The organism is Streptomyces sp. NPDC002851, from assembly GCF_053591935.1.
In genome coordinates this window covers 1-24,832 of the sequence record NZ_JBSFUT010000022.1, presented here as the reverse complement: position 1 = coordinate 24,832, position 24,832 = coordinate 1, and the positions used below count along the sequence as shown (strand labels likewise).

The following is a 24,832-nucleotide window of genomic DNA, read 5'->3' as shown; positions in this document are numbered from 1 at the left end:
TTCGTTCGAGCAGGGAGGTACCCCCTTGGCCGAATAGCAGGGGTCTGGGGGCGCTGCCCCCAGATGCGGCCACCGAGCCGACGGTCGGATACGTGCTCCGGAAGACACGCCCCTCAGAGCCGTGTCGCGAAGTCCCGCACCGCCGCCGTCACGTCCGCCGCCGTCCAGTTCAGGCCGGGGCCCGTCACGGTCACCTCGGCGACCGCCGTTCCCGGTGGGCCGCCGCGGGACCACCAGGCCCGGAACAGCGCCGTTCCGGACTCCTCGGCCTGGGCCGTCACCGCCTCGTTCAGTATGTCGGCGTCGTACGGCAGCCAGACCTGGAACTGGTGGGTGTGCGGCGCCTCCGGGTGCACCCGCGACCACGGGACCCCGGACTTGGCGAGCCCCTCGCGCAGCGCCTCCGCGACCACGCGCGCGTGGGCCACGTACGACGGCAGCCGCGGCAGCTCGCGCTCCAGGCCCGCGAGCGCCGCGAGGGCGGCCGGGAACTGCTGGAAGACCAGACCGCCGTACCGATGCCGCCAGGTCCGCGCCTCCGCCACCAGGGACTCCGGCCCGGCGAGCGCGGCACCGCCGATGCCGCCGAGCGACTTGTAGAACGACACGTACACGCTGTCCGCGAGCCCCGCTATCTCCTCCAGAGGGCGGCCGAAGTGCGTCGGGCACTCCCACAGGCGGGCCCCGTCGAAGTGCACCACGGCGTCCCGCTCCCGCGCCGCCTCGACCGTGGCCGTCAGCTCCTCCCAGGTGGGGAGCACGAACCCGGCCTCTCTGAGCGGCAGTTCGAGCATCAGGGCGCCGAAGGGCTCCTCGAAGTGCCGTACTTCGTCGGCGGTCGGCAGCCGTGGCGCGTCCGTCGGGTGCACCGAGCGCAGCCCGCTGACCGCGCCGAACGCTCCGCGCTCGTGCAGCTCGGGGTGGGCGAGCGGGTGCAGCGCCACCGTCGCGTTCCCGGTACGCCCCGCCCAGCTGCGCAGTGCCACTTGCTGCGCCATGGTGCCGGTCGGGAAGAAGACCGCCCCTTCTGTACCGAGCAGGCCCGCGACCTTCTCCTCAAGGGCGGTGACGACCCCACCGCCGTACATGTCGACGCTCTCCGTCAGGTCGTACGTCTCGGCAGCGGCCCCGGCGAGCTGCGCCAGGGACTCCCCGAGCGTGGCCTCGAAGTGCGGTCGGCTCAGCACCCGAGGGGCCGCCCGCAGCGCGGCGAGCCGCCGTGCCCGCGCCCGCTCTTCGGCCGACTCCGCCCCCGTACCGCCTGAATCTGCCCCCGTACTGCCCGATTCCGCGCCCGTACCGGCCGAGTCCACTCCTGAACCGTCGGCGTCGTCACCCCCCGCCGGATCCCCCTGCCGAACCTGCTCTCCCCGAACCTGCTCGCTCTGGCTCATCCACAGATTTTCGCGTAGGCCCGTCGGGATTCCCACAGCTTTTCTCGTGCACCCGCCCGAATTCCCACAGCCTGTGGACAACTTGTCGGGTTGTGGACAACGGGGCCTGTGGACGGGCGAGGACCGCGTCTCCGGGTCGCGTTAGCATGACGAGAAATCGTCCGGTACCCCTGAGCGGACTGGAACGGAAGGCCGTCGTCGAAGTGAACACACCGCAACCGGATCCGAAGGACCGACCGGCCCGGCTCACGGTCGGCGTCGTGGGAGCGGGCCGCGTGGGCCCCGCCCTTGCGGCATCCCTGCAGCTGGCCGGGCACCGCCCGGTGGCCGTCTCCGGGGTCTCGGACGCCTCCGTGCGCCGCGCGGCCACGCTGCTGCCGGACGTCCCGATCGTGACGCCCGCCGAGGTCCTCGCGCGTGCCGAGCTGGTCCTGCTCACCGTCCCGGACGACGCGCTGCCCGGCCTCGTCGAGGGCCTCGCCGCGACCGGCGCCGTGCGCCCCGGCCAGCTCCTGGTGCACACCTCCGGGCGGTACGGCACCGGGGTCCTGGAACCCGCGCTGCGCGCCGGTGCGCTGCCGCTCGCCCTGCACCCGGCCATGACGTTCACCGGCACGCCCGTCGACGTGCAGCGGCTCGCCGGGTGCGCGTTCGGCGTGACCGCGCCCGAGGAGCTGCGGCTCGCCGCCGAGGCCCTGGTCATCGAGATGGGCGGGGAGCCCGAGTGGATCGCCGAGGAGGCCCGCCCGCTCTACCACGCGGCGCTCGCCCTCGGCGCGAACCATCTGGTCACCCTGGTCGCCGAGGCCATGGAACTACTCCGGGACGCGGGCGTCTCCGCCCCCGACCGGATGCTCGGGCCGCTGCTCGGCGCCGCCCTCGACAACGCCCTGCGCTCCGGCGACGCGGCCCTCACCGGCCCCGTCGCGCGCGGGGACGCGGGCACGGTCGCCGCGCACGTGGCCGAGCTGCGCAAGCACGCGCCCGGCACCGTCGCCGGGTATCTGGCCATGGCCCGCGCCACGGCCGACCGCGCCCTGGCGCACGGACTGCTCAAGCCGGAGCTGGCCGAGGACCTCCTCGGCGTCCTGGCGAACGGCGCCAGCAGCGCGCCGGGCAGCGGCGGTTCCGGCGGCGAGGGTGGCGCTGGCGGTACGGCAGGCACCGGCGACTCCGAAGACGCGGGCGGCGGCGCGTCCGGGGCGAGTGGCAAGGGCGACACCGAAGGCCCCGACGGCGCCCCGGGAGGCAGCGGCGGACAAGGCACGGACGGAGACCCCCGATGAGCACGACCACGAGCACCCCGGGCCACGGGACCCCGCGCGGGAACACGCCCCAGCCAGCCACCAGTACCCCCGCCACCGGCACACCCGCCACGGGCACCCCCACCCCAGGGCCCTCCACCGACGCGCCCACCCCCGCCAAGCCCTCCACCCTCAGGACCCCCCACCTGCTGCACACCGCCGCGGAGCTGCGCGACCTCGGCCGTCACGGACGCCGTGCCGTCGTCATGACGATGGGGGCCCTGCACGAGGGCCACGCCACCCTGATCCGCACCGCCCGCGATCTGGCCGAGCAGGTCGTCGTCACCGTCTTCGTGAACCCGCTCCAGTTCGGTGAGGGAGAGGACCTCGACCGCTATCCGCGCACCCTGGAGGCCGACCTGAAGGTGGCCGAACAGGCCGGTGCGGACGTGGTGTTCGCTCCTTCAGTGGAGGAGGTCTACCCCGGCGGCCGTCCTGAAGTGACGCTGAGCGCGGGCCCCATGGGGGAGCGCCTGGAAGGGGCCGCGCGCCCCGGGCACTTCGACGGCATGCTCACCGTCGTCGCCAAGCTGCTCCACCTCACCGCCCCCGACCTGGCGCTCTACGGCCAGAAGGACGCCCAGCAACTCGCCCTGATCCGCCGCATGGTGCGGGACCTGAACTTCGGCGTCGAGGTCGTCGGCGTCCCCACGGTGCGGGAGGAGGACGGCCTCGCCCTGTCCAGCCGTAACCGCTACCTGTCGGCCGCCGAGCGGCGCACCGCGCTCGCCCTGTCCCAGGCCCTGTTCGCGGGCTGCGACCGGCTCGCCGCGCAGGCCGCGCTGCACGCGCGCGCCCAGGCCGCGCCCGCCTCACGCGCGCGTGCCGAGGCCCTGACCGCCCTTGGCGAGGCCCGCGCCGCAGCCGACACGCACGCCGTGGCGCAGGCCGGGCTCGGCGGCCCCGCCGCGGTCCGCGCCGCCGCGGGCGCCGTCCTGGACGAGGCGGCCGCGGCCCGACCCCCGCTCGTCCTGGACTATTTGGCCCTGGTCGACCCGGCCGACTTCACCGAGGTCCCGGACGACTTCACCGGCGAGGCGGTGCTCGCCGTCGCCGCACGCGTCGGCACCACCCGCCTGATCGACAACGTCCCGATCGCCTTCGGCCCGCACCACCAGCGGCCCGCGACCCCCGGAGCCCCCGTATGACCGCCCCAGGCCCTGTCCGCCGGACGACCGCGGCCGGACCGGCCACCGCGACCGGGATACGGCTGCACGCCCCCGCCCCCGGCTGGGCCCGCGAGGCCGACGTGGTCGTCGTCGGCTCCGGTGTGGCCGGACTGACCGCGGCCCTGCGCTGCGCGGCGAGCGGCCTGCGTACCGTCGTCGTCACCAAGGCCCGCCTGGACGACGGCTCCACGCGCTGGGCGCAGGGCGGCATCGCCGCGGCCCTCGGCGACGGCGACACCCCCGCACAGCACCTGGACGACACCCTGGTGGCGGGTGCGGGCCTGTGCGACGAGGACGCCGTGCGCACCCTCGTCACCGAGGGCCCCGACGCGGTCCGCCGCCTCATCGCCACCGGAGCCCGGTTCGACGAGGACGCCGCGGGCACCATCGAGCTGACCCGCGAGGGCGGCCACCACCGGCGTCGCATCGCGCACGCGGGCGGCGACGCCACCGGGGCCGAGATCTCCCGCGCCCTGGTCGACGCGGTACACGCGCGTGGCGCCGAACACACCGAAAACACAGTGGCCCCCGGAACCCCCGGATCCGCAGGAACCATCGAGACCATCGAAAACGCTCTGGTACTCGACCTGTTGACGGGCGCCGACGGCCATGCCGCGGGCGTCACCCTGCACGTCATGGGCGAGGGCCAGATCGACGGCGTCGGCGCCGTGCACGCGCCCAACGTGGTGCTCGCGACCGGCGGCATGGGCCAGGTCTTCTCGGCCACCACCAACCCCGCCGTCTCCACGGGCGACGGCGTCGCCCTCGCGCTGCGCGCCGGTGCCGAGGTCAGCGACCTGGAGTTCGTCCAGTTCCACCCGACCGTGCTCTTCCTCGGACCGGACGCCCAGGGCCAGCAGCCGCTGGTCTCCGAGGCGGTACGCGGCGAGGGCGCCCACCTCGTGGACGCCGACGGCGTGCGCTTCATGGTGGGGCAGCACGAGCTCGCCGAGCTGGCCCCGCGCGACATCGTGGCCAAGGGCATCATGCGCCGCATGCGCGAACGGGGCACCGAGCACATGTACTTGGACGCCCGCCACTTCGGCGCCGCCATGTGGGAGCACCGCTTCCCGACCATCCTGGCGGCCTGCCGCGCCCACGGGATCGACCCGGTGACCGAGCCGATCCCGGTCGCCCCGGCCGCCCACTACGCCTCCGGCGGGGTACGCACCGACCGCCGCGGCCGCACCACCGTCCCGGGCCTCTACGCCTGCGGCGAGGTGGCCTGCACGGGCGTGCACGGCGCCAACCGGCTCGCCTCCAACTCCCTTCTGGAGGGCCTGGTCTACGCGGAGCGGATCGCCGACGACATCGCGGCGCACACCCGCGCGCCCCGCGAGCCCGCGCCCCTGCCCCGCCCCGAACCCCCCGAGGTCCCCGCGCACCCGCTGCTCCCGGCCGAGGCCCGCGCCACCATCCAGCGGATCATGACCGACGGCGCCGGAGTGCTTCGCTCCGCCGCCAGCCTGGCCCGCGCCGCCAAGGAGCTGGACGAGATCCACGCGGACGCGCGCGGCGCCCTCACCGAGCACGGCACCACCGCGGAGCCGTCCACCGACACCTGGGAGACCACGAATCTCCTCTGCGTCGCGCGCGTGCTCGTGGCCGCCGCGCAGCGCCGCGCGGAGACCCGCGGCTGCCACTGGCGCGAGGACCACGACGACCGCGACGACACGGACTGGCGCCGCCATCTCGTCGTACGCCTGAACCCGGACCGCAGCCTGGCCGTGCACGCCACGGTGACGGCCGCGTTCCCGCCCACCCTGCGGTTCCCTGAAACCGCACCCGCACCCGCACCCGCATCCGCCCCATCGCCCACCAGGCCGTCCGTGGCCGCCCACCAGGAGCAGTGACCGACGTGAGCACCCCCGACCTCCCCCTCGAGACCAGCGGCGGCTGTGGCGACGGCTGCGGCTGCGCGGCCGACACCGACACCGACCCCATGGAGTGCGGCCTCGACCCCGCACTCACCCAGCTCCTCGCCGACGGGGGCCTCGACCCCGTACTCGTAGAGGACATCGCCCATATGGCCATCGCCGAGGATCTCGACGGCGGCGTGGACGTCACGACGGTCGCCACGATCCCCGAGGACGCCTACGCGACCGGCGACTTCACGGCCCGCGAGGCGGGCGTCGTGGCGGGCCTCAGGGTCGCCGAGGCGGTCCTGTCGATCGTCTGCACCGACGCGTTCGAGGTCGAGCGGCACGTCTTGGACGGCGACCGCGTCGAGCCCGGCCAGAAGCTGCTCAGCGTCACCACCCGCACCCGAGACCTGCTCACCGGCGAGCGCAGCGCCCTGAACATCCTGTGCCGCCTCTCCGGCATCGCCACCGCCACGCGCGCGTGGGTGGATCTTCTGGACGGTACGAAGACGAAGGTCCGCGACACCCGCAAGACCACGCCCGGCCTGCGCGCCCTGGAGAAGTACGCGGTCCGCTGCGGCGGCGGCGTCAACCACCGCATGTCTCTGTCGGACGCGGCCCTGGTCAAGGACAACCACGTAGTGGCAGCCGGTGGCGTGTCCCAGGCGTTCAAGGCCGTACGGGAGGAGTTCCCGGACGTGCCGATCGAGGTGGAGGTCGACACCCTGCACCAGCTGCGCGAGGTCCTGGACGCGGGCGCCGACCTGATCCTCCTGGACAACTTCACGCCCGCCGAGACGGAGGAGGCCGTCACCCTCGCGGACGGCCGCGCGGCCCTGGAGTCCTCCGGCCGTCTGGCCCTGGACAACGCCCGCGCGTACGCCGAGAAGGGCGTCGACTACCTGGCCGTGGGCGCCCTCACGCACTCGTCGCCGATCCTGGACATCGGCCTCGACCTGCGCGAGGCCGGTTCCGGCCGCGAGGCGGGCGACGTCTGATGCTGCTCACGATCGACGTCGGCAACACCCACACCGTCCTCGGCCTCTTCGACGGCGCGGACATCGTCGAGCACTGGCGCATCTCCACCGACGCCCGCCGCACCGCCGACGAACTCGCGGTGCTCCTCAACGGCCTGATGGGCATGCACCCGCTGCTCGGCGAGGAGCTCGGCGACGGCATCGACGGCATCGCCATCTGCGCCACCGTCCCCTCGGTGCTGCACGAGATGCGCGAGGTCACCCGCCGCTACTACGGCGACGTCCCGGCCGTCCTGGTCGAGCCCGGCATCAAGACCGGCGTGCCGATCCTGATGGACAACCCCAAGGAGGTCGGCGCCGACCGCATCATCAACGCGGTCGCGGCGGTCGAGCTCTACGGCGGCCCCGCCATCGTGGTCGACTTCGGCACGGCCACGACGTTCGACGCGATCTCGGCCCGCGGCGAGTACGTCGGCGGCTCCATCGCCCCCGGCATCGAGATCTCCGTGGACGCGCTCGGCGTACGCGGCGCCCAGCTCCGCAAGATCGAACTGGCCCGCCCGCGCCGGGTGATCGGCAAGAGCACCGTCGAGGCCATGCAGTCCGGCATCCTGTTCGGCTTCGCCGGGCAGGTCGACGGCATAGTCAGCCGGATGGCCAGGGAGCTCGCCGACGACCCGGACGACGTCACGGTGATCGCCACCGGCGGCCTGGCCCCGCTCGTGCTCGGCGAGGCGTCGGCCCTCGACGAGCACGAGCCCTGGCTCACGCTGATCGGCCTGCGCCTGGTGTACGAGCGGAACATCTCGCGGGCCTGACACCCACCGCGGCACGGCGCACCGCACCCCGCCGCACCGGATCGCTCGCTACAGAAGAAGCACAAGAAAGAAGCACCAGAAGAAGCGCCAGAGGAAGCGCCGCGCCCACCCGGTGTCCGTTTGGCGAATTTTGTCGGATTAGCGCGTATCGTCGGCTCATGCCCACGCCATACGGATCCCGAGGCGGCATGGCGTTCAGCGCGGACGAACTGCGTGTGCTCCGCCGCGCCCTGGCCGTCGCCCTCCGCCCAAGCAGCCAGGACCGCACCGCGATCGAAAGCGGTGCCGACCAGGCCGAGGCCGACGCGGCCCTGGTCCGCGACTGCCTCCGCCTCGCCGACTCCGTCGACGAGGCCGTCCGTGAGGCCGCCCGGTCGCGGGCCTTCCTGATCGAGGACCTCGGCCGCTACCGCGCCGCCCTGCCCGGCACCGCCGCGAGCTATCTCGAGCTCCTTCCCGAGGCCCTCGCCGCCGGTCACCGGCCAGAGCCCGACGACCTCGCGGCGCTGCGCGCCCTGCGCGGCAACCCGGCGGCCGCCGCCCTCCTGGACCGCTGCCAGACCCTCGCCGAGAAGTCGGTACGCACCAGGCGCGCAGGCCGCCGCGAGCCGCCGCCCCGTGCCCGGCTACTTGCCCTGCCCGGCGGCCGCGCCGAGGAGCCGAAGCCCGGCGAGAAGCCCGAGCCGAAACCCGAGTCCGAGCCGCGCCGCCCGGCCCCCTCCGGCCCGGCCCCGTCCCGCCCGGTGCCGACGCCCGCCGAGGTGTTCCCGCCGAAGCGCCGCCGCCCGGCCGCCCCCGAAAGTCCGGACAAGCCGGCCGACCCGCCGCAGCAGCTCGCCGCCGGATAGCTACTCTGGGGGGCATGGACTACGTCTCCGCGCTCCTGCCCCCCGTAGTGATGGCGGTGTTCTTCACCGCCCTGATCGTCACGATCGTCAAGACCCAGGGCGGCGCCAACAAGGCGAAGGAGGACGCCGCCGTCGACGCGGCCGTGGCCCGCGCGGAGTCTTCGGCGAGTGCCCGCACGGAGACCTCCGGCGAGCCGAAGACCGGCGACGCCTGACCTTCCCTACGCCCGACCCCGCGTGCGGCTCACGCTATTTCGAGCCGTACGCCCTTTTTGTTCCCAAAAACGGGACAACTCGGCTTATTGTTCAGGTGTGCCTCGTCCCTTGGGAGAACTCGAAGACGCCGTCATGACGCGGGTTTGGAAGTGGAACCGCCCGGTCACGGTTCGAGAAGTCCTGGAAGACCTTCAGAGGGAACGGTCCATCGCCTACACGACGGTCATGACCGTATTGGACAATCTCCACCAGAAGGGCTGGGTGCGTCGCGAAGCTGAAGGCCGCGCCTATCGCTATGAGGCGGTCTCCACGCGGGCCGTGTACGCCGCCGCACTGATGAAGGAGGCGTGGTCGCAGAGCGACAACGCCGCGGCCGCCCTCGTCGCCTTCTTCGGCATGATGTCGCCGGAACAACGTGAAGCCCTCAATGACGCGATGCGCATGGTGCAAGGCCCCGAGAACCCCGGCGGGGCCGAGGGCGGCCCGGGGCGATAGCGTCCGGTCATGCCCGAAGAGATCCCGCCGTATGCCGAACCTCCGGCTAAAGCCGTCACCATCCGCCGGGCGCGGACGAGCGATGTTCCCGCCGTGCGCCGGCTCCTCGACTCGTACGTACGCGGCGGGATCCTGCTCGACAAAGCGACCGTGACGCTTTACGAGGACATCCAAGAGTTCTGGGTCGCGGAACGCGACGACAACGCGCAGGTGGTCGGCTGCGGCGCACTCCACGTCATGTGGGAAGACCTTGCCGAAGTGCGCACTCTCGCCGTGAACCCCGCGCTCAAGGGCGCGGGTGTGGGGCATCAACTTCTGGGTAAGTTGCTGCAGACCGCCCGCTGGCTCGGCGTGCGCCGGGTTTTCTGTCTCACCTTCGAAGTCGACTTCTTCGCCAAGCACGGCTTCGTGGAGATCGGCGAGACGCCGGTCGGCACAGATGTCTACAGCGAGCTGCTGCGTTCCTATGACGAAGGCGTCGCCGAGTTCCTCGGTCTCGAACGAGTGAAACCGAACACCTTGGGCAACAGCCGGATGCTTCTGCACCTGTGATCGGTTCGCGCGTTTATCCAAGGGGCGCCCGGTCAACCGGGTGGCTATGTCCGAAACGCGCATGTTTCAAGGGTTCTTGAGCCCCTGAGCTCTCCCCAGGGGTTTGTGTTTTTCCGGCAAAAGCGGTTTGCTTTCCGACGTACTCCATATAACCGGGGCCTGGGAAACAGCGGCGGACGCGTCGTGACCACCGGGCCCTGAAGTTATCGATGAAAGGAAATCCGGTGGCACAGAAGGTTCAGGTCCTTCTTGTCGATGACCTCGACGGCGGCGAGGCGGACGAGACCGTGACGTTTGCTCTGGACGGCAAGACGTACGAGATTGACCTCAGCACCGCGAACGCCGACAAGCTCCGTGGCGCGCTCGAGGGGTACGTGAAGAACGCGCGGCGTACCGGAGGCCGCTCGCGCGGCCGTGGAAAGTCGGTCCCCGCGGCCGGTTCCAGCCAGGACACCGCGCAGATCCGCGCCTGGGCCAAGGAGAACGGCTACGAGGTCAACGACCGCGGCCGCGTTCCGGCGTCGATCCGCGAGGCCTACGAGAAGGCCAACGCCTGAGCGCACCCGCGCAGCAACCGGAACCGGTGGCACTGCGTTGCCGCCGCGGCCACGATGCGTACGAGATCGGGAGTCGCCTGCGCGGCGCCGCCGTGAGCCCGGGCCGGTGGCTCCCCGAGAGCGGTGAGGGCCGGAAGCGTCGGCTCCACCTCACCTCCCGGCCCGGGGGGTCGCAGCCACATGGCGGCTTCCCGGGGGCCGGACCAGCCGGGCGGGAGTGGAGCCGGAATCCGGCCGCCCGCCCCTACGGCGGTCAGTTCCAGCGTCAGGCCGCCCCACTCGAGCCAGTCGAGCAGCCCCGGTAGTTCGTCCGCACTGCCCGCGGCCACCACGAGCCGCATCGTCCCCCCGTCGAGCGCCACCGGCCCGGTGGGGACCGCCGTTCCCAGGTGCCGCAGCAGGGCGAAGCCGGCGTCGGAGGGCAGCTCAAGCACGTCGAACCGCAGCCCCGTGAGCAGATGGACCGGCGGCCCGGGCGCCGTCGCCCAGCCGAGCTCACGCGCGTACCAACTCCGCACCGGATCGCCGCCCTGCGGCAGTGGTGCGCGCGGCGGCGGCACCGAGAGGGGCCGGGGCGGTGCCACGCTCCCCTGCGGGGCGCGGCGATCGGGCGACGGGTGGACCATATGAGAAGAACCGGTCGGACACTCGACAAGTTACGGAGCTCTCCGTGACCGTTCCGCTGCGGTGCGTATGCGAATCTCGGGGTGCTGGGGCGCATCCGAGGGCGCAAGGGTGTTCGCCCGTAGCGGAGGGAACCGGTGCGTGCTGCATGGAGTGTCAGTACGTACGGGTAAGACATTCCTAGTGGGGAGGGGCGACACGCAGGTTTCGGCGGCTCCCGTTCGCCATCGGCGTACTGGTGAAGGGGCTAACTGCCTGGCCTGCGGGAACATCGTCTCGCACCATCGGGTTGGAGCAGATGTCGGCGTTCGAGGGCAGGAGATCCCCAGGTACTCGGCCGGGTGTCGGCAGTTGGAATGAGCGGTCCCCGCTTGCGGGACTAAGCTGCGGAAGGACAGGGAGGGGACCGACCCCTTTACTGCCTGACCGCTCTGAGGAGCGATTAACGATGTTCGAGAGGTTCACCGACCGCGCGCGGCGGGTTGTCGTCCTGGCTCAGGAAGAAGCCCGGATGCTCAACCACAACTACATCGGCACCGAGCACATCCTCCTGGGCTTGATCCACGAGGGCGAGGGTGTCGCCGCTAAGGCCCTGGAGAGCCTCGGGATTTCGCTCGAGGCGGTCCGCCAGCAGGTGGAGGAGATCATCGGTCAGGGCCAGCAGGCCCCGTCCGGGCACATTCCCTTCACCCCCCGTGCCAAGAAGGTCCTGGAGCTGTCGCTCCGCGAGGCCCTTCAGCTGGGCCACAACTACATCGGCACGGAGCACATCCTGCTCGGCTTGATCCGGGAGGGCGAGGGTGTCGCCGCCCAGGTCCTGGTCAAGCTGGGCGCAGACCTCAACCGGGTGCGGCAGCAGGTCATCCAGTTGCTCTCCGGCTACCAGGGCAAGGAGACCGCCGCAGCCGGTGGTCCTGCCGAGGGCACCCCCTCCACGTCCCTGGTCCTCGACCAGTTCGGCCGGAACCTCACCCAGGCCGCTCGTGAGTCCAAGCTCGACCCGGTCATCGGGCGCGAGAAGGAGATCGAGCGGGTCATGCAGGTGCTGTCCCGCCGTACGAAGAACAACCCGGTTCTGATCGGTGAGCCCGGCGTCGGCAAGACCGCCGTCGTCGAGGGCCTCGCTCAGGCCATCGTCAAGGGCGAGGTGCCCGAGACCCTCAAGGACAAGCACCTCTACACCCTCGACCTGGGCGCCCTGGTCGCGGGCTCCCGCTACCGCGGTGACTTCGAGGAGCGCCTGAAGAAGGTACTCAAGGAGATCCGCACCCGCGGCGACATCATCCTGTTCATCGACGAGCTGCACACCCTGGTCGGCGCGGGCGCCGCCGAGGGCGCGATCGACGCGGCGAGCATCCTCAAGCCGATGCTGGCCCGCGGCGAGCTGCAGACCATCGGTGCCACGACGCTGGACGAGTACCGCAAGTACCTGGAGAAGGACGCCGCGCTCGAGCGCCGCTTCCAGCCCATCCAGGTCGCGGAGCCGTCGCTTCCGCACACCATCGAGATCCTCAAGGGCCTGCGCGACCGGTACGAGGCGCACCACCGCGTCTCCATCACGGACGAGGCGCTGGTCCAGGCCGCCACCCTGGCCGACCGGTACATCTCGGACCGCTTCCTGCCGGACAAGGCGATCGACCTGATCGACGAGGCCGGATCGCGGATGCGCATCCGCCGGATGACCGCGCCGCCGGACCTGCGCGAGTTCGACGAGAAGATCGCCGGTGTCCGCCGGGACAAGGAGTCCGCGATCGACTCGCAGGACTTCGAGAAGGCCGCGTCCCTGCGGGACAAGGAGAAGCAGCTCCTGGCCGCCAAGGCGAAGCGCGAGAAGGAGTGGAAGGCCGGCGACATGGACGTCGTCGCCGAGGTCGACGGCGAGCTGATCGCCGAGGTCCTCGCGACCGCCACCGGCATCCCGGTCTTCAAGCTGACCGAGGAGGAGTCCAGCCGACTGCTGCGCATGGAGGACGAGCTCCACAAGCGCGTCATCGGCCAGGACGACGCCGTCAAGGCGCTCTCCAAGGCGATCCGGCGTACGCGTGCGGGCCTGAAGGACCCGAAGCGCCCCGGTGGTTCGTTCATCTTCGCCGGTCCGTCCGGTGTCGGTAAGACCGAGCTGTCGCGTGCGCTCGCCGAGTTCCTGTTCGGCGACGAGGACGCGATGATCTCCCTCGACATGTCGGAGTTCAGCGAGAAGCACACCGTCTCGCGGCTCTTCGGCTCGCCTCCCGGCTACGTCGGGTACGAGGAGGGCGGTCAGCTCACCGAGAAGGTGCGCCGCAAGCCGTTCTCCGTCGTCCTCTTCGACGAGGTCGAGAAGGCCCACCCGGACATCTTCAACTCGCTCCTGCAGATCCTGGAGGACGGTCGCCTGACCGACTCCCAGGGCCGGGTCGTGGACTTCAAGAACACGGTCATCATCATGACGACCAACCTCGGCACCCGGGACATCTCCAAGGGCTTCAACCTGGGCTTCGCCGCCCAGGGCGACACGAAGACCAACTACGAGCGGATGAAGAACAAGGTCTCGGACGAGCTGAAGCAGCACTTCCGCCCCGAGTTCCTCAACCGTGTCGACGATGTCGTGGTCTTCCCGCAGCTCAGCCAGGACGACATCCTCAAGATCGTCGACCTCATGATCACTCAGGTGGACAACCGCCTGAAGGACCGTGACATGGGCATCGAGCTCTCGCAGAGCGCCAAGGAGCTCCTCGCCAAGAAGGGTTACGACCCGGTTCTGGGCGCCCGGCCGCTGCGCCGGACGATCCAGCGCGAGGTCGAGGACTCGCTCTCCGAGAAGATCCTCTTCGGTGAGCTGCGGCCCGGGCACATCGTGGTCGTGGACACCGAGGGCGAGGGTGAGGAGAAGAAGTTCACCTTCCGCGGTGAGGAGAAGTCGGCGCTGCCGGACGTGCCGCCGGTGGAGTCCGCCACGGGCGGCTCCGGGCCCGACCTCACGAAGTAAGCACGGCGCAACCCGCAAGGGGCTGCCCCGGACCGGTTCATCCGGTCCGGGGCAGCCCCTTTTTGCGTCCCGGGGGACGGCGGTTTCCGCGGTCTCGTTCCGCCCAGGGGTGGGCGACTCGGTGATATGACGCACAGGCGATTTGTCCGTTACTACGCGGAATAGTGGGACAGAGGGACTTCTGGCCCGGGTCCTTCGGCGGGCAACCCCCGGGACCTTCGTCCCGGGCCGTGTCCGGCGGCCCTGCCGCCTCGCAGGTCAGAGCGGAACGCATGCCCTGAACTGCGGTTAAATCGGACAGAATCAAATGATTCAGGTCACTCGGCGCAGGGGTGTCGAGGGGTTTCCGGGGCTGTCAAGCGACTGGAACACGTGGGGCGGCGTACGAGCTTCGGTAGTACTTGGGGCGTTTTGGGTGGGCCTGGGGTCCGGGTTACCAAGGTGAGGCCATCCCGGTCGCTGGGTCATCGCGGCCGGGTCGGTTCATGTCTGATCCGCACTCGTTCCGGCCGCAACGCGGCCACGGAGGTTCATCTCGATGTCGCAGCGCGCCAAGTCCCACCTCTTCCAGTCGTCCCCGCTCCGCACGAGGGCCGCCGTCCTGGCCGCCGGCCTGGGAGCGTCGGCGGTCCTGGGGGCCGGGGTCGCGGTGGCCGCCGAAGCCGGGGCGAACGCACCCAAGGAAGGCACCGCGGCCTCCGTGGAGGCGCAGGCCCAGGCCGTCGCGAAGGCGGCCGACGCGGCCGCCGCCAAGCAGGCGGACGCGAAGAAGGCCGCGGCCAAGAAGGCCGCCGCCTGGAGCAACCCGGTCGACCACTACAAGCTGTCCGCGAGCTTCGGCCTTGGCGGCAACATGTGGTCCCAGAAGCACTCCGGCCAGGACTTCGCCGTTCCGGTCGGCACCCCGGTCAAGGCCACGCACGGCGGCACCGTCGTCAAGGCGGGCCCGAACGGTGGCGGCGACGGCCCCGCGTACGGCAATGCCGTGGTGATCAAGCACGCCAACGGCCAGTTCTCGCAGTACGCGCACCTGTCGAAGATCCAGGTCAAGGCCGGCCAGCAGGTCAAGACCGGCCAGCGGATCGCCCTCTCCGGCAACACCGGTAACTCGAGCGGCCCGCACCTGCACTTCGAGATCCGTACGACGCCGAACTACGGCAGCGCGATCAACCCGGTCAACTTCCTGCGCGGTGTGGGCGTGAAGCTCTGACCGACGGCCCGTGGCAACCGACGGTCCCGTAAAGACCGGTCAGTCGCGAAAACCGGTCAGTCACGCGGCCCGGTGTGGGCCCGTGTGACCAGGTCGATGGCGACTTCGAGGATGGCCCTGCGCTTCTCCTCGGGGTCGCCTTCGACGTTTCTGAGGACGTGCTGCCCGGTGTGCATGGTGGACAGGGCGCTGGCGCAGCGGACCTGGTCGACCAGCGGGGCCTTGGGCTCCACCATGAAATCCATCATGGCGAGCATCCGGTCCTTGAAGGACTGCCCGATGCTCAGCTCCCGTACCGTCGCCTGGTTCTCCTGCATGAAGCGGAAGAGATGGTCACCGGCGGCGAGTACGTCGTTGTAGCGGCGGAGCAGCTCCCACTTGGTCTCCAAGGAGTGCGGTGCCTCCTTGGCCCACTCGATCAGCTCGTCCATCGGCCTGGTCAGGTCCTCGAAGGCGCTGATCAGGATGTCTTCCTTGGTCTTGAAGTGGTAGTAGAGCGCCGCCTTCGTGACCTCGAGCCGCTCGGCGATCTCGCGCAGTGAGGTCTTCTCGTACCCCTGCTCGGCGAAGAGTTCGAGGGCGACGTCCTGGATGCGCTGGCGGGTATTGCCCCGGCGGGGCTGCCGCTGGCTGGTGCTCATCGTTCTCTCTCCTGCGCTCGCCCGCCGGGTGCCGCGGTCCGGGCCGGGTGCACCCAAACTTACTTGACGCCCGGCAAGTTAGCGGTCTACTTTCTTCCAGTGTAGTCAACTAGCCGGGCGGCAAGTAAGTGCCGGGGCGGGAAAACGGGGCAGGGAAGTGGTGCGGATGGCGACGGCCGAAGCCGCAGGGGTGGCCGAACGGGAGAGCACGGGGCAGCCGCCCCAGCGCAGCGTGCGGGTGGTGCTGCTCGCGCTGATGATCGCGATGCTGCTCGCGATGCTGGACAACATGATCATTGGCACCGCGATGCCGACGATCGTCGGCGAGCTGGGCGGGCTCGAGCACCTCTCCTGGGTGGTCACGGCCTATACGCTCGCCACCGCCGCGTCCACCCCGATCTGGGGCAAGCTCGGCGACATGTACGGGCGGAAGGGCACCTTCCTCACCTCGATCGTGCTGTTCCTGATCGGCTCCGCGCTCAGTGGAATGGCCCAGGACATGGGCCAGTTGATCGGTTTCCGGGCCGTGCAGGGCCTGGGCGCGGGCGGCCTGATGGTCGGTGTCATGGCGATCATCGGTGATCTGATACCGCCGCGGGAGCGCGGCAAGTACCAGGGCATGATGGCCGGTGTGATGGCGCTCGCCATGATCGGCGGGCCGCTCGTCGGCGGCACCATCACCGACAACTGGGGCTGGCGCTGGTCTTTCTACATCAACCTGCCGCTCGGCGCGATCGCCCTCGCGATGGTCACCGTCGTACTGCAGCTGCCGAAGAAGCAGGCGAAGACGCGGATCGACTTCCTCGGCGCGGCGCTGCTCACCCTCGGCATCACCGCCATCGTGCTCGTCACGACCTGGGGCGGTACGGAGTACGCCTGGGGGTCCGGCACGATCGTGGGCCTGAGCGTCCTCGGGGTGGCCGCGCTCGGCGCCTTCCTCTGGTCGCAGACCCGGGTGCCCGAGCCGATCATGCCGCTGCACATCTTCCGGAGCCGCAACTTCTCGCTGATGTCGGTGATCGGCTTTCTCACCGGCTTCGTGATGTTCGGCGCGGTCCTCTTCCTGCCGCTCTACCAGCAGTCGGTGCAGGGCGCCTCGGCCACCAACTCCGGGCTGCTGCTCCTGCCGATGCTGCTCGCCATGATGGTCGTCTCGCTGGTCGCGGGGCGGGTCACCACCAGTAGCGGCCGGTACAAGATCTTCCCGATCCTGGGCGGCGCCCTGATGGTCGTCGGGCTCTATCTGCTCGCGCAGATGGACACCGGCACCTCGCGCCTCACCTCCGGGATCTATATGGCGGTGCTCGGCGCCGGTATGGGCTTCCTGATGCAGATCACCATGCTCGTCGCGCAGAACAGCGTCGAGATGAAGGACATGGGCGTCGCGTCCTCCACGACCACGCTCTTCCGTACGCTCGGCAGCTCCTTCGGCGTCGCGATCATGGGCGCGGTCTTCAACTCCCGGGTCACCGACGTGATGGCCGAGCGGACCCAGGGCGGTCCCGGGCTGCCCAGCCCGCAGCTGGACGCCGCGAGCCTGCAGAAGCTGCCGGCCGCGCTGCGCGACGCCTACCAGTACGCGGTCTCCTCGGGCACGCACGCGGCGTTCCTGACCGGGTCCGCGGTCGCGGTCGTCGCCTTCCTCGCGGCGCTGTTCGTACGGGAGGTCCCGCTCAAGGGGGCGGGCCCGAAGCCGCCCGCCGCCGCGGAGGGCGGGGACGGCTCTCGCGCGGGCGCGGCCGTGGCGGAGCCCGTCTGACCTGGTGGTTCGGTGGACCGGGGGCCGTTGTCAGTGGTGCGTGTCAGCATCGATGACGTGGAAAGGAACGGCAGGACCGAAAGGCACGACGGCGGCACCAGCACCCCCGTCACGGCGCACCTCGCCCATCTGCGGCAGCTGCGCCTGGCCAAGGACGCCATGGACCGTGACTGGGCCGACCCCGGCCTCGACCTGGACGCGGTGGCGGCCCGGGCAGGGTATTCGCGCTTTCACTTCGTACGCGCCTTCAAGGCGGTGTACGGCGAGACGCCCGGCCACTATCTGTCGCACCGCCGAATAGAACGCGCCGAGGAGCTGCTCCGCTCGGCCGACCTGTCGGTGACCGAGATCTGCGGCCTGGTCGGCTTCAGCAGCCTGGGCACGTTCTCCACCCGCTTCAAGCGACAGACCGGCCTGACGCCGAAGCAGTACCGGGACAAGCACGTGGGCCGCGGCGCCGCCCTGATACCCGGGTGCTACGCCCTGCTGTGGGCCGGAGGTTTCCCCGGCAAAGAGCGCTACCAGGTCCGCAATTCTGAAGAAGCCAGGTGAGCAGCGGGCTGCCTACGGTGGCCGGGCAAGCCCTTCCCACCACCACACACCGGGAGCACCTCATGATCAAGGGCGTCGGCATCACCACCGTCTGGACTCTCGACCAGGAGCGGACCAAGCAGTTCTTCACCGAGAAGCTGGGCATGGAGGTCCGTACGGACATGCCCATGGGCGACATGCGCTGGATCACCGTCGGCGCCAAGGACCAGCCGGAGGTGCAGATCGCCCTGATGCGGCCCGACAGGCTCGGCACCGACCCGGAGTCCGCGAAGGCGCTCACGGAGCTGGTCACCAAGGGCGTCATCGGCGCCTGCGCGCTGACCACGGACGACTGCCGCGGGGACTACGAGACGTTCAAGGCCAAGGGCGTGGAGTTCCTGCAGGACCCGCAGGAGCGGCCGTACGGCGTCGAGGCGATCTTCCGGGACGACAACGGCAATTGGTACTCGCTGACCGAGCCGAACAAGGAGCTGGACTTCTCCAAGCCGTGGTCGTGAGCTGCCGCGTGACCGCTGATGTGACCGCTTATGCGTCCGGCAGCGGCGGCAGGTCCGGCATCGGGTAGCTGCCCGTGTTCGTCGGGGCGTGTTCCGGGAGCCAGAGGACCGCGACCGCGCCCTCGGCCGGGCCGTCGCCCTGCTCCGGACCTACGTTGCGGAAGGTGAGCCGGGCGCCGAGGACCCGGGCCTGGCCCGCGGCGATGGTGAGGCCGAGCCCGTGGCCGTGCCCCGCGCGGTCGGTGCTGCCGGTGCGGAACCGGCGCGGACCGTCGGCGAGCAGATCCTCGGGGAAGCCGGTGCCGTGGTCCCGTACCCGGATCACCCGGCCCTCGACGGAGATCTCGATCGGGGCCCCGCCGTGCTTCGCGGCATTGGTGATCAGGTTGCCGACGACCCGCTCCAGGCGGCGCGGATCCGTGGTGACCTCGGACTCGTGCACCACCCGCACCTCGACGTCCGGCCAGGCGGCGGCGACCCGGCGGGTGATGAACTCGCCGAGGTTGATGTCCTGCAGCTCCGCCCGTTCCGAGGCGCCGTCGAGCCGGGCCACTTCGAGCACGTCCTCGACGAGGGTGCGCATCGCCTGCGCCCGGTCCTTGACCAGCTCGCTCGGCCGCCCGGGCGGAAGCAGCTCGGCGGCCGTGAGCAGCCCGGTCACCGGGGTGCGCAGCTCGTGCGCGATATCGGCGGTGACCCGGCGCTCGGCCTCGTACCGCTGCTTGAGCGCATCGCCCATGGCGTCCACGGCCTGCGCCAGCTCGTCGGTCTCGTCGCGTACGACCCCGCCGACGGACTCGCCGACCCGTACCTCGGTCTGGCCCTGTGCGACCAGATTCGCGGCGGCCGCGGCCTTGCGCAGCCGCCGGGAGAGCTGGCCGCCGATCAGCACGCCGAGCGTGCAGCCGCCGAAGACGGCCGCGATCGAGCCGATCAGCAGGGCCTGGTCGAGGTCGCGCATCACGGTGGCGCTGCGATCGGTGAACCGGCTGTGCAGGGAGAGCACATGGCCGCCGCTCACCGGGGTCGCGGCCCAGATGTCCGGCACCCCGTTCTCGTTCTCCATGACGTAGGACGCGCGGCGGCCGTGCTCGGCCTTGGCCTTCAGCTCGGGCGGCAGCTCCGGGTCGTCGAGCTTGGTGCCGAACCGGATCTGTCCGGTGGACTCGTAGTAGCGCGAGGCGAACTGGACCCGTTCGTCCTGGACGTCACGCGCGTTGTCCAGCATCGAGACGCGTGCGGCATTGTGCACGACCAGGCTGAGGGAGAGCGCCACCAGGGCGCCGACGAGAGCGATCGCGGCGCTGATCTTCCAGCGCACCCCCGTGCGCAGCCGCTTCGGCAGGAAGCTGAGTCTCATTCTCGGCCGGGTCTCATCCCTTGAGCTTGTAGCCGAAGCCGCGGACCGTCTCGATCCGGTCCTGGCCGATCTTCGTACGCAGTCGCTGGACGTGGACGTCGACGACGCGGGTGTCGCCGCCCCAGCCGTAGTCCCAGACGCGTTCGAGCAGCTTGTCGCGGGAGAGCACGGTGCCCGGCGCGTGCGAGAACTCGAGCAGCAGGCGCATCTCGGTCGGCGTGAGCGCCACCGGCTCACCGCCGCGGCGTACCTCCATGCCCTCGGTGTCGATCTCCAGGTCACCGAAGCGCAGCACCCCGCTGTTCACCGGCTCGGCGTCGCCCTCGGCCGCGCCGCCCGCGGCGCTCGTCGGCCCTCCGGCATGCCCGAAGCGGCGCAGGACCGCGCGGATCCGGGCCACCAGGACGGCCCCGTCGAACGGCTTGGTCACGTAGTCGTCCGCGCCTGCCTCCAAGCCGAGTACGACGTCGATGGAGTCGGCCCGCGCGGACAGCATGATCACCGGGACGGTGGACTCGTCCCGGATCCGGCGGCACAGCGAGACCCCGTCGAGCCCCGGCACCATCACATCGAGCAGCGCGATATCCGGCTGGTCGGCGCGGAACGCCTCCAGGCCCGCCAGGCCGTCGGGCATCGCGGTGACCACGAAGCCGTCGCGCTCCAGGGCGAGCTGCGTGGCCTCGCGGATGACGTCGTCGTCCTCCACGAACAGGACATGGGTCTGCTCTGCCATCCGGTGCTCTCAGTTCTCCTCGGGCGCGGGGGTGGCGCCGTCCGCCGCGCTGCCGTACTTGTTCTGCATCCGGTACTGCTCCGCGAACCGGTCGTTCCGCCAGCGATAGGTGATCACTTCTTCGCCGGACGGGTAGGCCACGGGGTCCTTCTTCTCGTAGAGCTGCCGGGTGACGACCAGGTCCCCGCGGTCGATCTCCGCGTACACCGGAGTGTCCTCCGCCCTGAAGACATTCTGGTACTTCCTGCCGCCCTCGGCGCGATACACATAGCTTCCGACGCCGATGGCGTCTCCGCAGGTCAGGACGTTGACCACGAGGTCGCTGCGGGATCCGCCGGTGAGGTTGCCGTACGACACGTCCACCGGGTACTCGTCGGCGGCGCAGGGCTTCAGATCGGCCTTGACGCTCCTGCTGACCTTCGGGTCGTCCTTGACCAGACGCACCGCGTCGATCTCGGTCGGGGTCGGCGAGGCCGACGCCGTGCCGGCCGAGGGCAGCGGCTCGCCGGAGGACCGTGCGGGCCCCTCGTCGCGGGCGCCGGTGCCGCCGGTGCTACAGGCGGCGAGAGTGCCGACGGAAAGGCCGACGGCGGCGAGTACGGTCAGTGCCGTACTCGCCGCCCGCGAACCCATGAGCCCTTTCAGGCCGCGCAACGCTCCCGCTCCTCACGTTCAAGCACCCGGCGGGCCGAGCCCCGGTGGCCCGCGGCGTCTGCCGCGTCCTCGGCGGTTCGGTGCTCCAGCTCCTGGCGGAGCCGGGCGAGTGCCCGGTGCAGTGTGCTCTTGACGGTACCGGCCGACATGCCGAGCGCGGCGGCGGTCTCCTCCGTGGACATCTGCTCCCAGTGTCGCAGCACCACTACGCTGCGCTGCTTCGGGGCGAGCACCTTCAGTACGTCCATCAGGAGGGCGCGGTCCGCGTGCTGCTCGGTGGAGTCCTCGACGCTGGCGTCCGGGAGCTGCTCGGTCGGCACCTCCTCCAGCCGCCGGGAGCGCCACCACTCGGTGCGCGTGTTGATCATGACGCGGCGCAGATAGGCGTCCGCGAGCCGCTTGTCGGCTATCCCGTCCCAGCGGTGGTACGTCCGCACGAGCGCCGTCTGCAGCAGATCCTGGGCATCGACCGGGTCCGGTACGAGACGACGGGCGCTGCGCAGGAGGGCGTCCTGCCGGGTCCGAACGTACTCCTCGAACTCGAGCACCTCTCCGTGCGCCATCTCCACCGCCTCCGATCCTGACCTGCATAAGAACTGGTGCCGGAGTGCTCTCCGGTACATCCCAGAAGCTACGGAGGCGGTGTAACGGGGCTTTGCGAAGGAGCCTTCGGCCGGAGCACGGCTGTCCCTCGGTTGTGTAACAGAGGTAAGGGACGGCTAAGAACGGCCTACGTTTTGCCTGATCAGGCGGGTTTTGGGCGGTGTAGGGGCGGCGTATGGAAGCCGTACGGGCGCCGCACGGACGCCGCAAGGACGCGGCACGGACGCCGAACGGAGCCGCTGTGCGCGGCTCCCGGACCGTCCTTCGTACGTCAGCTCAGCGGCAGCCGGTAGCGGCCGCCCGGCAGCGGTTCCACCAGGCCGTCGGCCACCAGGCCGTCGAGCGCCCGGGCCCGCTGCACCGGCTCGTCCCACACCCGGTCGAGCACGGCCTGCGGCACCGGCGCGACCGCATCCCGCAGGACGGCGAGCAGCTTGCCGCGCACCTGCCGGTCGGTGCCCGCGTACGTCTGGCCGCGGCGCGCGGGCCCCTCGTGCGCGGGCTTCCCGGCGAGGCGCCAGGCGCACTGCGCGGCGATCGGGCAGCGCGCGCAGTTCTCGTTCTTGGCGGTGCAGACCAGGGCGCCCAGCTCCATGGAGGCCGCGGCCCAGCGGGCGGCGGTGCTCTCGTCCTCGGGCAGCAGCGCCCGGGCGAGCTTCCGCTCGGCGGCGGTGGTCGCGTTCGGCGGGTACTGCGCGCCGGTGACCGCCCGGGCGAACACCCGGCGGACATTCGTGTCGAGCACCGCATGCCGCTGCCCGTACGCGAACGAGGCCACGGCGGCCGCGGTGTACTCACCGATGCCGGGCAGCGCGAGCAGCTGGGAGTGGCGCTCCGGTACGTCGCCGCCGTGCCGCTCCGTTATGGCGAGGGCGGCGCCGTGCAGGCGCAGGGCGCGGCGCGGATAGCCGAGCCGGCCCCAGGCGCGGACCGCCTCGCCGGGCGGCTCCTTGGCCAGGTCGGCGGGGCGTGGCCAGCGGGCCAGCCACTGCTCGTACACCGGCAGGACCCGGCTCACCGGGGTCTGCTGCAGCATGAACTCGCTCACCATCACGGCCCAGGGCCCGGCGTCGGGGCGGCGCCAGGGCAGGTCGCGCGCGTTCTCGTCGAACCACGCGATCACCGGGGTGTGCAGGCTGTGGAGCGAGTCGTGGGCGTCGGATTCTGGGGTGCGTGCGGTCGCAGTCATGGCAGGGCCGATCCTCCCACGGTGGCCGGGCCCGGTGGGGGCGCCGTGCCGTTCACCGGCGGGAGCCGGGGTGTGCGGGGGCCGGTGCCGAGTTGACGCCGGGGGCGGGGCGGCCCGTGTCCGCGCCCGGGCCCGGGCCCGCGCACCACCGGACCGCCGCTGTCGACGAGCCGCGCATCGTGTCGGTCAGGCGCGTCATGGGCCGCGTTGCCAGGCGGACCACCGCATACGCGAGTACGGCGCCGAGCAGCAGGCCCGCCGCGACGTCATGCGGATAGTGGACGCCCACGAACACCCGCGAGAAGGCCATGAGCAGGGCCATCGGCACGGTCAGCCAGGCGAGCGAGCGCGCGGTGAGCAGCAGGGCGACGGCGGCCGCGCCCGCGATGGTGGAGTGGTTGCTGGGGAACGACCAGTCGCCGTGCGGCGGGCAGGCGGTCAGCGGAGCGGCGGCGGTCGCGACGGCGCGGCAGGGACGCTCCTCGTCGACCCCCGACTTGATCAACTCGCTGCAGACATAGGCGAAGGCGGTGGCGAGCGGGGCGAGCACGGCTATCGCCATGGCCCGGGCACCTTGGCCCCTGGCCCGCCACCACACGACGACGAAGAGCACTCCGAAGAGCAGGAGCCCCAGCTCCGTCCATACCTCGGCGACGTGCTGCACCCAGGTCGGGGTGTCGTGCGCGAAGCCGAGGATGTCGCGGTAGAGGCCGGAGGTGTCGACGGGCGTGTGCGCATCCATGCCTTCCATGATCCGGGATAAGTACGGGTGCGGAGTCCGGGCCCCTTACGGGGCCGGGGGGTGCGGGAGGCGTGTGCGAGGCGTTGTAGGAACTGATGATCCGTAACGTTTGCGGCCCACGGCGGTGGGTGGGGGCGGGAGTTGGGGCGGATCTCTCGTAAGGTTTGAGCCGTGGGATCTCTGCGCAATCCGATCGGGCCGCTTCCCTCCTCCATCTACTGGCGTCGGAGGGCCGTAGTGCTGTGTCTGATCGCGCTGTTGGCGCTGCTCGCCGCGTGGGCCCTGTCCGGTCCGGGGAGCGGCGGGCGCGACAACAGCGCCGGGGGCTCCGACGGTAAGGGGCCCGCGCCCTCCATCACTCCCGGAGAATCCGGTTCCGGTCCGGCGATCAGTGACGCGCCGGGCGGGCGTGACGAGGCGGGCTCCGGTTCGGGTTCCGGCTCGGGTTCGGGCGGCGGTGCCGGGGGTGGCAGTGGCTCGGGCGGCGGGGCGGACTCCGGTGCCAGCGGCGGGAGTTCGAGTGGTTCTGGCTCTGGTTCTGGTTCCCGGTCCGGTGCCGGTGGCGGCTCCGGCGACGGCGGTTCCGGTTCCGGAACGCGGCTGCCCAGCGGGTCGTCGCTCCCCAACTGCACCCCGAGCAGCGTGAAGTTGAGCCTGCGCAGTAAGAAGAATGCGTACGAGCCCGGGGAGAAGCCCACCCTGGAACTGATCGCCGAGAACACCTCGGGCGCCGACTGCAAGGTCGATCTCGGTCCGAAGAAAACGGTGTTGACGATCACTCAGGCCGAAGTGGACGACGAGATGTGGTCCTCCGAGGACTGCCCGAGCGGTCCCGGCAGCCTGCTGCTCCGGGTTCCGGCCGGGGAGCAGATCACGCACCCCGTGAAGTGGGACCGCAAGGCGAGCGAGCCGCAGTGCGCCACACCCGCCCCGGGGTCGGCGAAGCCCGGTACGTATCTGGCCGAGGCGAAGGCCGCCGGGTTCCCGGCGGTGCAGGCGTCGTTCGTCCTCGAGGAGAGCTGACGGCGCCCGGCCGACAGGCCTAGGGCCCGTCTCCCGGGTCTTCGCGGGCCGGAAGGTAGCCCGACCACTCCTGGGCGCCGTCCCT

General features: G+C 71.1%; 25 protein-coding genes. 16 read left to right on the top strand and 9 right to left on the bottom strand.

The features are described from left to right. Positions 1–113: 113 nt before the first annotated feature. Positions 114–1,394, bottom strand: coding sequence for a threonine aldolase family protein (locus tag ACWD10_RS22885; RefSeq protein WP_451093811.1), 1,281 nt, complete (start codon positions 1,392–1,394; stop codon positions 114–116). Positions 1,395–1,540: 146 nt separating this feature from the next. Here ACWD10_RS22885 and ACWD10_RS22880 point away from each other — a divergent pair, with 146 nt between their 5' ends. The 10 genes from ACWD10_RS22880 (at position 1,541) to ACWD10_RS22835 (ending at position 10,192) form a co-directional block, all read left to right on the top strand. After that, complete coding sequence (locus ACWD10_RS22880; RefSeq protein WP_451093809.1) at positions 1,541–2,680, top strand: Rossmann-like and DUF2520 domain-containing protein; 1,140 nt, start codon at positions 1,541–1,543, stop codon at positions 2,678–2,680. Next, positions 2,677–3,846, top strand: a complete 1,170-nt coding sequence (gene panC / locus ACWD10_RS22875; RefSeq protein ID WP_451093807.1) for a pantoate--beta-alanine ligase — start codon at positions 2,677–2,679, stop codon at positions 3,844–3,846. Before ACWD10_RS22880 ends, panC begins: the two co-directional genes overlap by 4 nt. Further along, complete coding sequence (locus tag ACWD10_RS22870) at positions 3,843–5,720, top strand: L-aspartate oxidase (RefSeq protein ID WP_451093805.1); 1,878 nt, start codon at positions 3,843–3,845, stop codon at positions 5,718–5,720. The genes panC and ACWD10_RS22870 overlap by 4 nt, the downstream gene beginning before the upstream one ends. Positions 5,721–5,725: 5 nt before the next feature. Further along, on the top strand, positions 5,726–6,727 hold the full coding sequence (gene nadC / locus ACWD10_RS22865; protein ID WP_451093803.1) for a carboxylating nicotinate-nucleotide diphosphorylase: 1,002 nt from the start codon (positions 5,726–5,728) through the stop codon (positions 6,725–6,727). Continuing rightward, positions 6,727–7,524, top strand: coding sequence for a type III pantothenate kinase (locus ACWD10_RS22860; RefSeq protein WP_451093801.1), 798 nt, complete (start codon positions 6,727–6,729; stop codon positions 7,522–7,524). The genes nadC and ACWD10_RS22860 overlap by 1 nt, the downstream gene beginning before the upstream one ends. A gap of 158 nt (positions 7,525–7,682) precedes the next feature. Continuing rightward, positions 7,683–8,372 carry a hypothetical protein gene (locus ACWD10_RS22855; protein ID WP_451093799.1) on the top strand — a complete coding sequence of 230 codons (690 nt, stop codon included), beginning with the start codon at positions 7,683–7,685 and terminating at the stop codon, positions 8,370–8,372. Positions 8,373–8,386: 14 nt separating this feature from the next. After that, positions 8,387–8,587, top strand: coding sequence for a hypothetical protein (locus tag ACWD10_RS22850; RefSeq protein ID WP_451093797.1), 201 nt, complete (start codon positions 8,387–8,389; stop codon positions 8,585–8,587). Between the two features lie 97 nt (positions 8,588–8,684). Beyond that, positions 8,685–9,083 (top strand): BlaI/MecI/CopY family transcriptional regulator, encoded by a 399-nt coding sequence (locus ACWD10_RS22845; RefSeq protein ID WP_451093795.1) that lies wholly within the window; start codon positions 8,685–8,687, stop codon positions 9,081–9,083. Positions 9,084–9,092: 9 nt separating this feature from the next. Continuing rightward, the gene (locus tag ACWD10_RS22840; protein WP_451093793.1) at positions 9,093–9,635 is read left to right on the top strand and encodes an amino-acid N-acetyltransferase; all 543 of its coding nucleotides are present in this window, start codon (positions 9,093–9,095) and stop codon (positions 9,633–9,635) included. A gap of 224 nt (positions 9,636–9,859) precedes the next feature. After that, a complete protein-coding gene (locus ACWD10_RS22835) occupies positions 9,860–10,192 on the top strand; it encodes a histone-like nucleoid-structuring protein Lsr2 (RefSeq protein ID WP_451093792.1) in 333 nt (110 codons plus the stop codon). Here ACWD10_RS22835 and ACWD10_RS22830 read toward each other — a convergent pair. After that, complete coding sequence (locus tag ACWD10_RS22830) at positions 10,171–10,818, bottom strand: SCO3374 family protein (protein ID WP_451093790.1); 648 nt, start codon at positions 10,816–10,818, stop codon at positions 10,171–10,173. The genes ACWD10_RS22835 and ACWD10_RS22830 overlap by 22 nt on opposite strands. 446 nt (positions 10,819–11,264) lie before the next feature. Between ACWD10_RS22830 and ACWD10_RS22825 the strand changes: the two genes are divergently transcribed. Both ACWD10_RS22825 and ACWD10_RS22820 read left to right on the top strand, forming a co-directional pair. After that, positions 11,265–13,784, top strand: a complete 2,520-nt coding sequence (locus ACWD10_RS22825) for an ATP-dependent Clp protease ATP-binding subunit (RefSeq protein WP_451093788.1) — start codon at positions 11,265–11,267, stop codon at positions 13,782–13,784. A gap of 538 nt (positions 13,785–14,322) precedes the next feature. Next, entirely contained in the window at positions 14,323–14,994 is a 672-nt protein-coding gene (locus tag ACWD10_RS22820; protein WP_451093786.1) for a M23 family metallopeptidase, read from the top strand. A gap of 56 nt (positions 14,995–15,050) precedes the next feature. On the opposite strand, the gene ACWD10_RS22815 is transcribed toward ACWD10_RS22820, so the two are convergent. Beyond that, positions 15,051–15,635, bottom strand: coding sequence for a TetR/AcrR family transcriptional regulator (locus tag ACWD10_RS22815; protein WP_451093784.1), 585 nt, complete (start codon positions 15,633–15,635; stop codon positions 15,051–15,053). A gap of 166 nt (positions 15,636–15,801) precedes the next feature. On the opposite strand from ACWD10_RS22815, the gene ACWD10_RS22810 reads away from it, so the two are divergent. The 3 genes from ACWD10_RS22810 to ACWD10_RS22800 all read left to right on the top strand — a co-directional run bounded on the left by ACWD10_RS22810 (position 15,802) and on the right by ACWD10_RS22800 (position 18,443). Then, complete coding sequence (locus ACWD10_RS22810; protein WP_451093782.1) at positions 15,802–17,394, top strand: MDR family MFS transporter; 1,593 nt, start codon at positions 15,802–15,804, stop codon at positions 17,392–17,394. 159 nt (positions 17,395–17,553) lie between these two features. Then, positions 17,554–17,946 carry a helix-turn-helix transcriptional regulator gene (locus ACWD10_RS22805; RefSeq protein WP_451094002.1) on the top strand — a complete coding sequence of 131 codons (393 nt, stop codon included), beginning with the start codon at positions 17,554–17,556 and terminating at the stop codon, positions 17,944–17,946. A gap of 62 nt (positions 17,947–18,008) precedes the next feature. Next, positions 18,009–18,443: a VOC family protein gene (locus ACWD10_RS22800; protein ID WP_451094000.1), complete on the top strand. Its 435-nt coding sequence runs from the start codon at positions 18,009–18,011 to the stop codon at positions 18,441–18,443. A 28-nt stretch (positions 18,444–18,471) separates the two neighbouring features. On the opposite strand, the gene cseC is transcribed toward ACWD10_RS22800, so the two are convergent. The 6 genes from cseC to ACWD10_RS22770 form a co-directional block, all read right to left on the bottom strand. Next, positions 18,472–19,803: a two-component system sensor histidine kinase CseC gene (gene cseC / locus ACWD10_RS22795; protein ID WP_451093780.1), complete on the bottom strand. Its 1,332-nt coding sequence runs from the start codon at positions 19,801–19,803 to the stop codon at positions 18,472–18,474. A 13-nt stretch (positions 19,804–19,816) separates the two neighbouring features. Continuing rightward, positions 19,817–20,536, bottom strand: coding sequence for a two-component system response regulator CseB (gene cseB / locus ACWD10_RS22790; protein ID WP_451093778.1), 720 nt, complete (start codon positions 20,534–20,536; stop codon positions 19,817–19,819). A gap of 9 nt (positions 20,537–20,545) precedes the next feature. Further along, entirely contained in the window at positions 20,546–21,169 is a 624-nt protein-coding gene (locus tag ACWD10_RS22785) for a hypothetical protein (protein ID WP_451093998.1), read from the bottom strand. Positions 21,170–21,177: 8 nt separating this feature from the next. Continuing rightward, the gene (locus ACWD10_RS22780; RefSeq protein ID WP_451093776.1) at positions 21,178–21,753 is read right to left on the bottom strand and encodes a SigE family RNA polymerase sigma factor; all 576 of its coding nucleotides are present in this window, start codon (positions 21,751–21,753) and stop codon (positions 21,178–21,180) included. A 311-nt stretch (positions 21,754–22,064) separates the two neighbouring features. Further along, entirely contained in the window at positions 22,065–22,982 is a 918-nt protein-coding gene (locus ACWD10_RS22775) for an A/G-specific adenine glycosylase (protein ID WP_451093774.1), read from the bottom strand. A gap of 52 nt (positions 22,983–23,034) precedes the next feature. After that, a complete protein-coding gene (locus tag ACWD10_RS22770) occupies positions 23,035–23,724 on the bottom strand; it encodes a phosphatase PAP2 family protein (protein ID WP_451093772.1) in 690 nt (229 codons plus the stop codon). A 171-nt stretch (positions 23,725–23,895) separates the two neighbouring features. Between ACWD10_RS22770 and ACWD10_RS22765 the strand changes: the two genes are divergently transcribed. Further along, entirely contained in the window at positions 23,896–24,747 is an 852-nt protein-coding gene (locus ACWD10_RS22765; RefSeq protein WP_451093770.1) for a hypothetical protein, read from the top strand. Positions 24,748–24,832 lie beyond the last annotated feature (85 nt).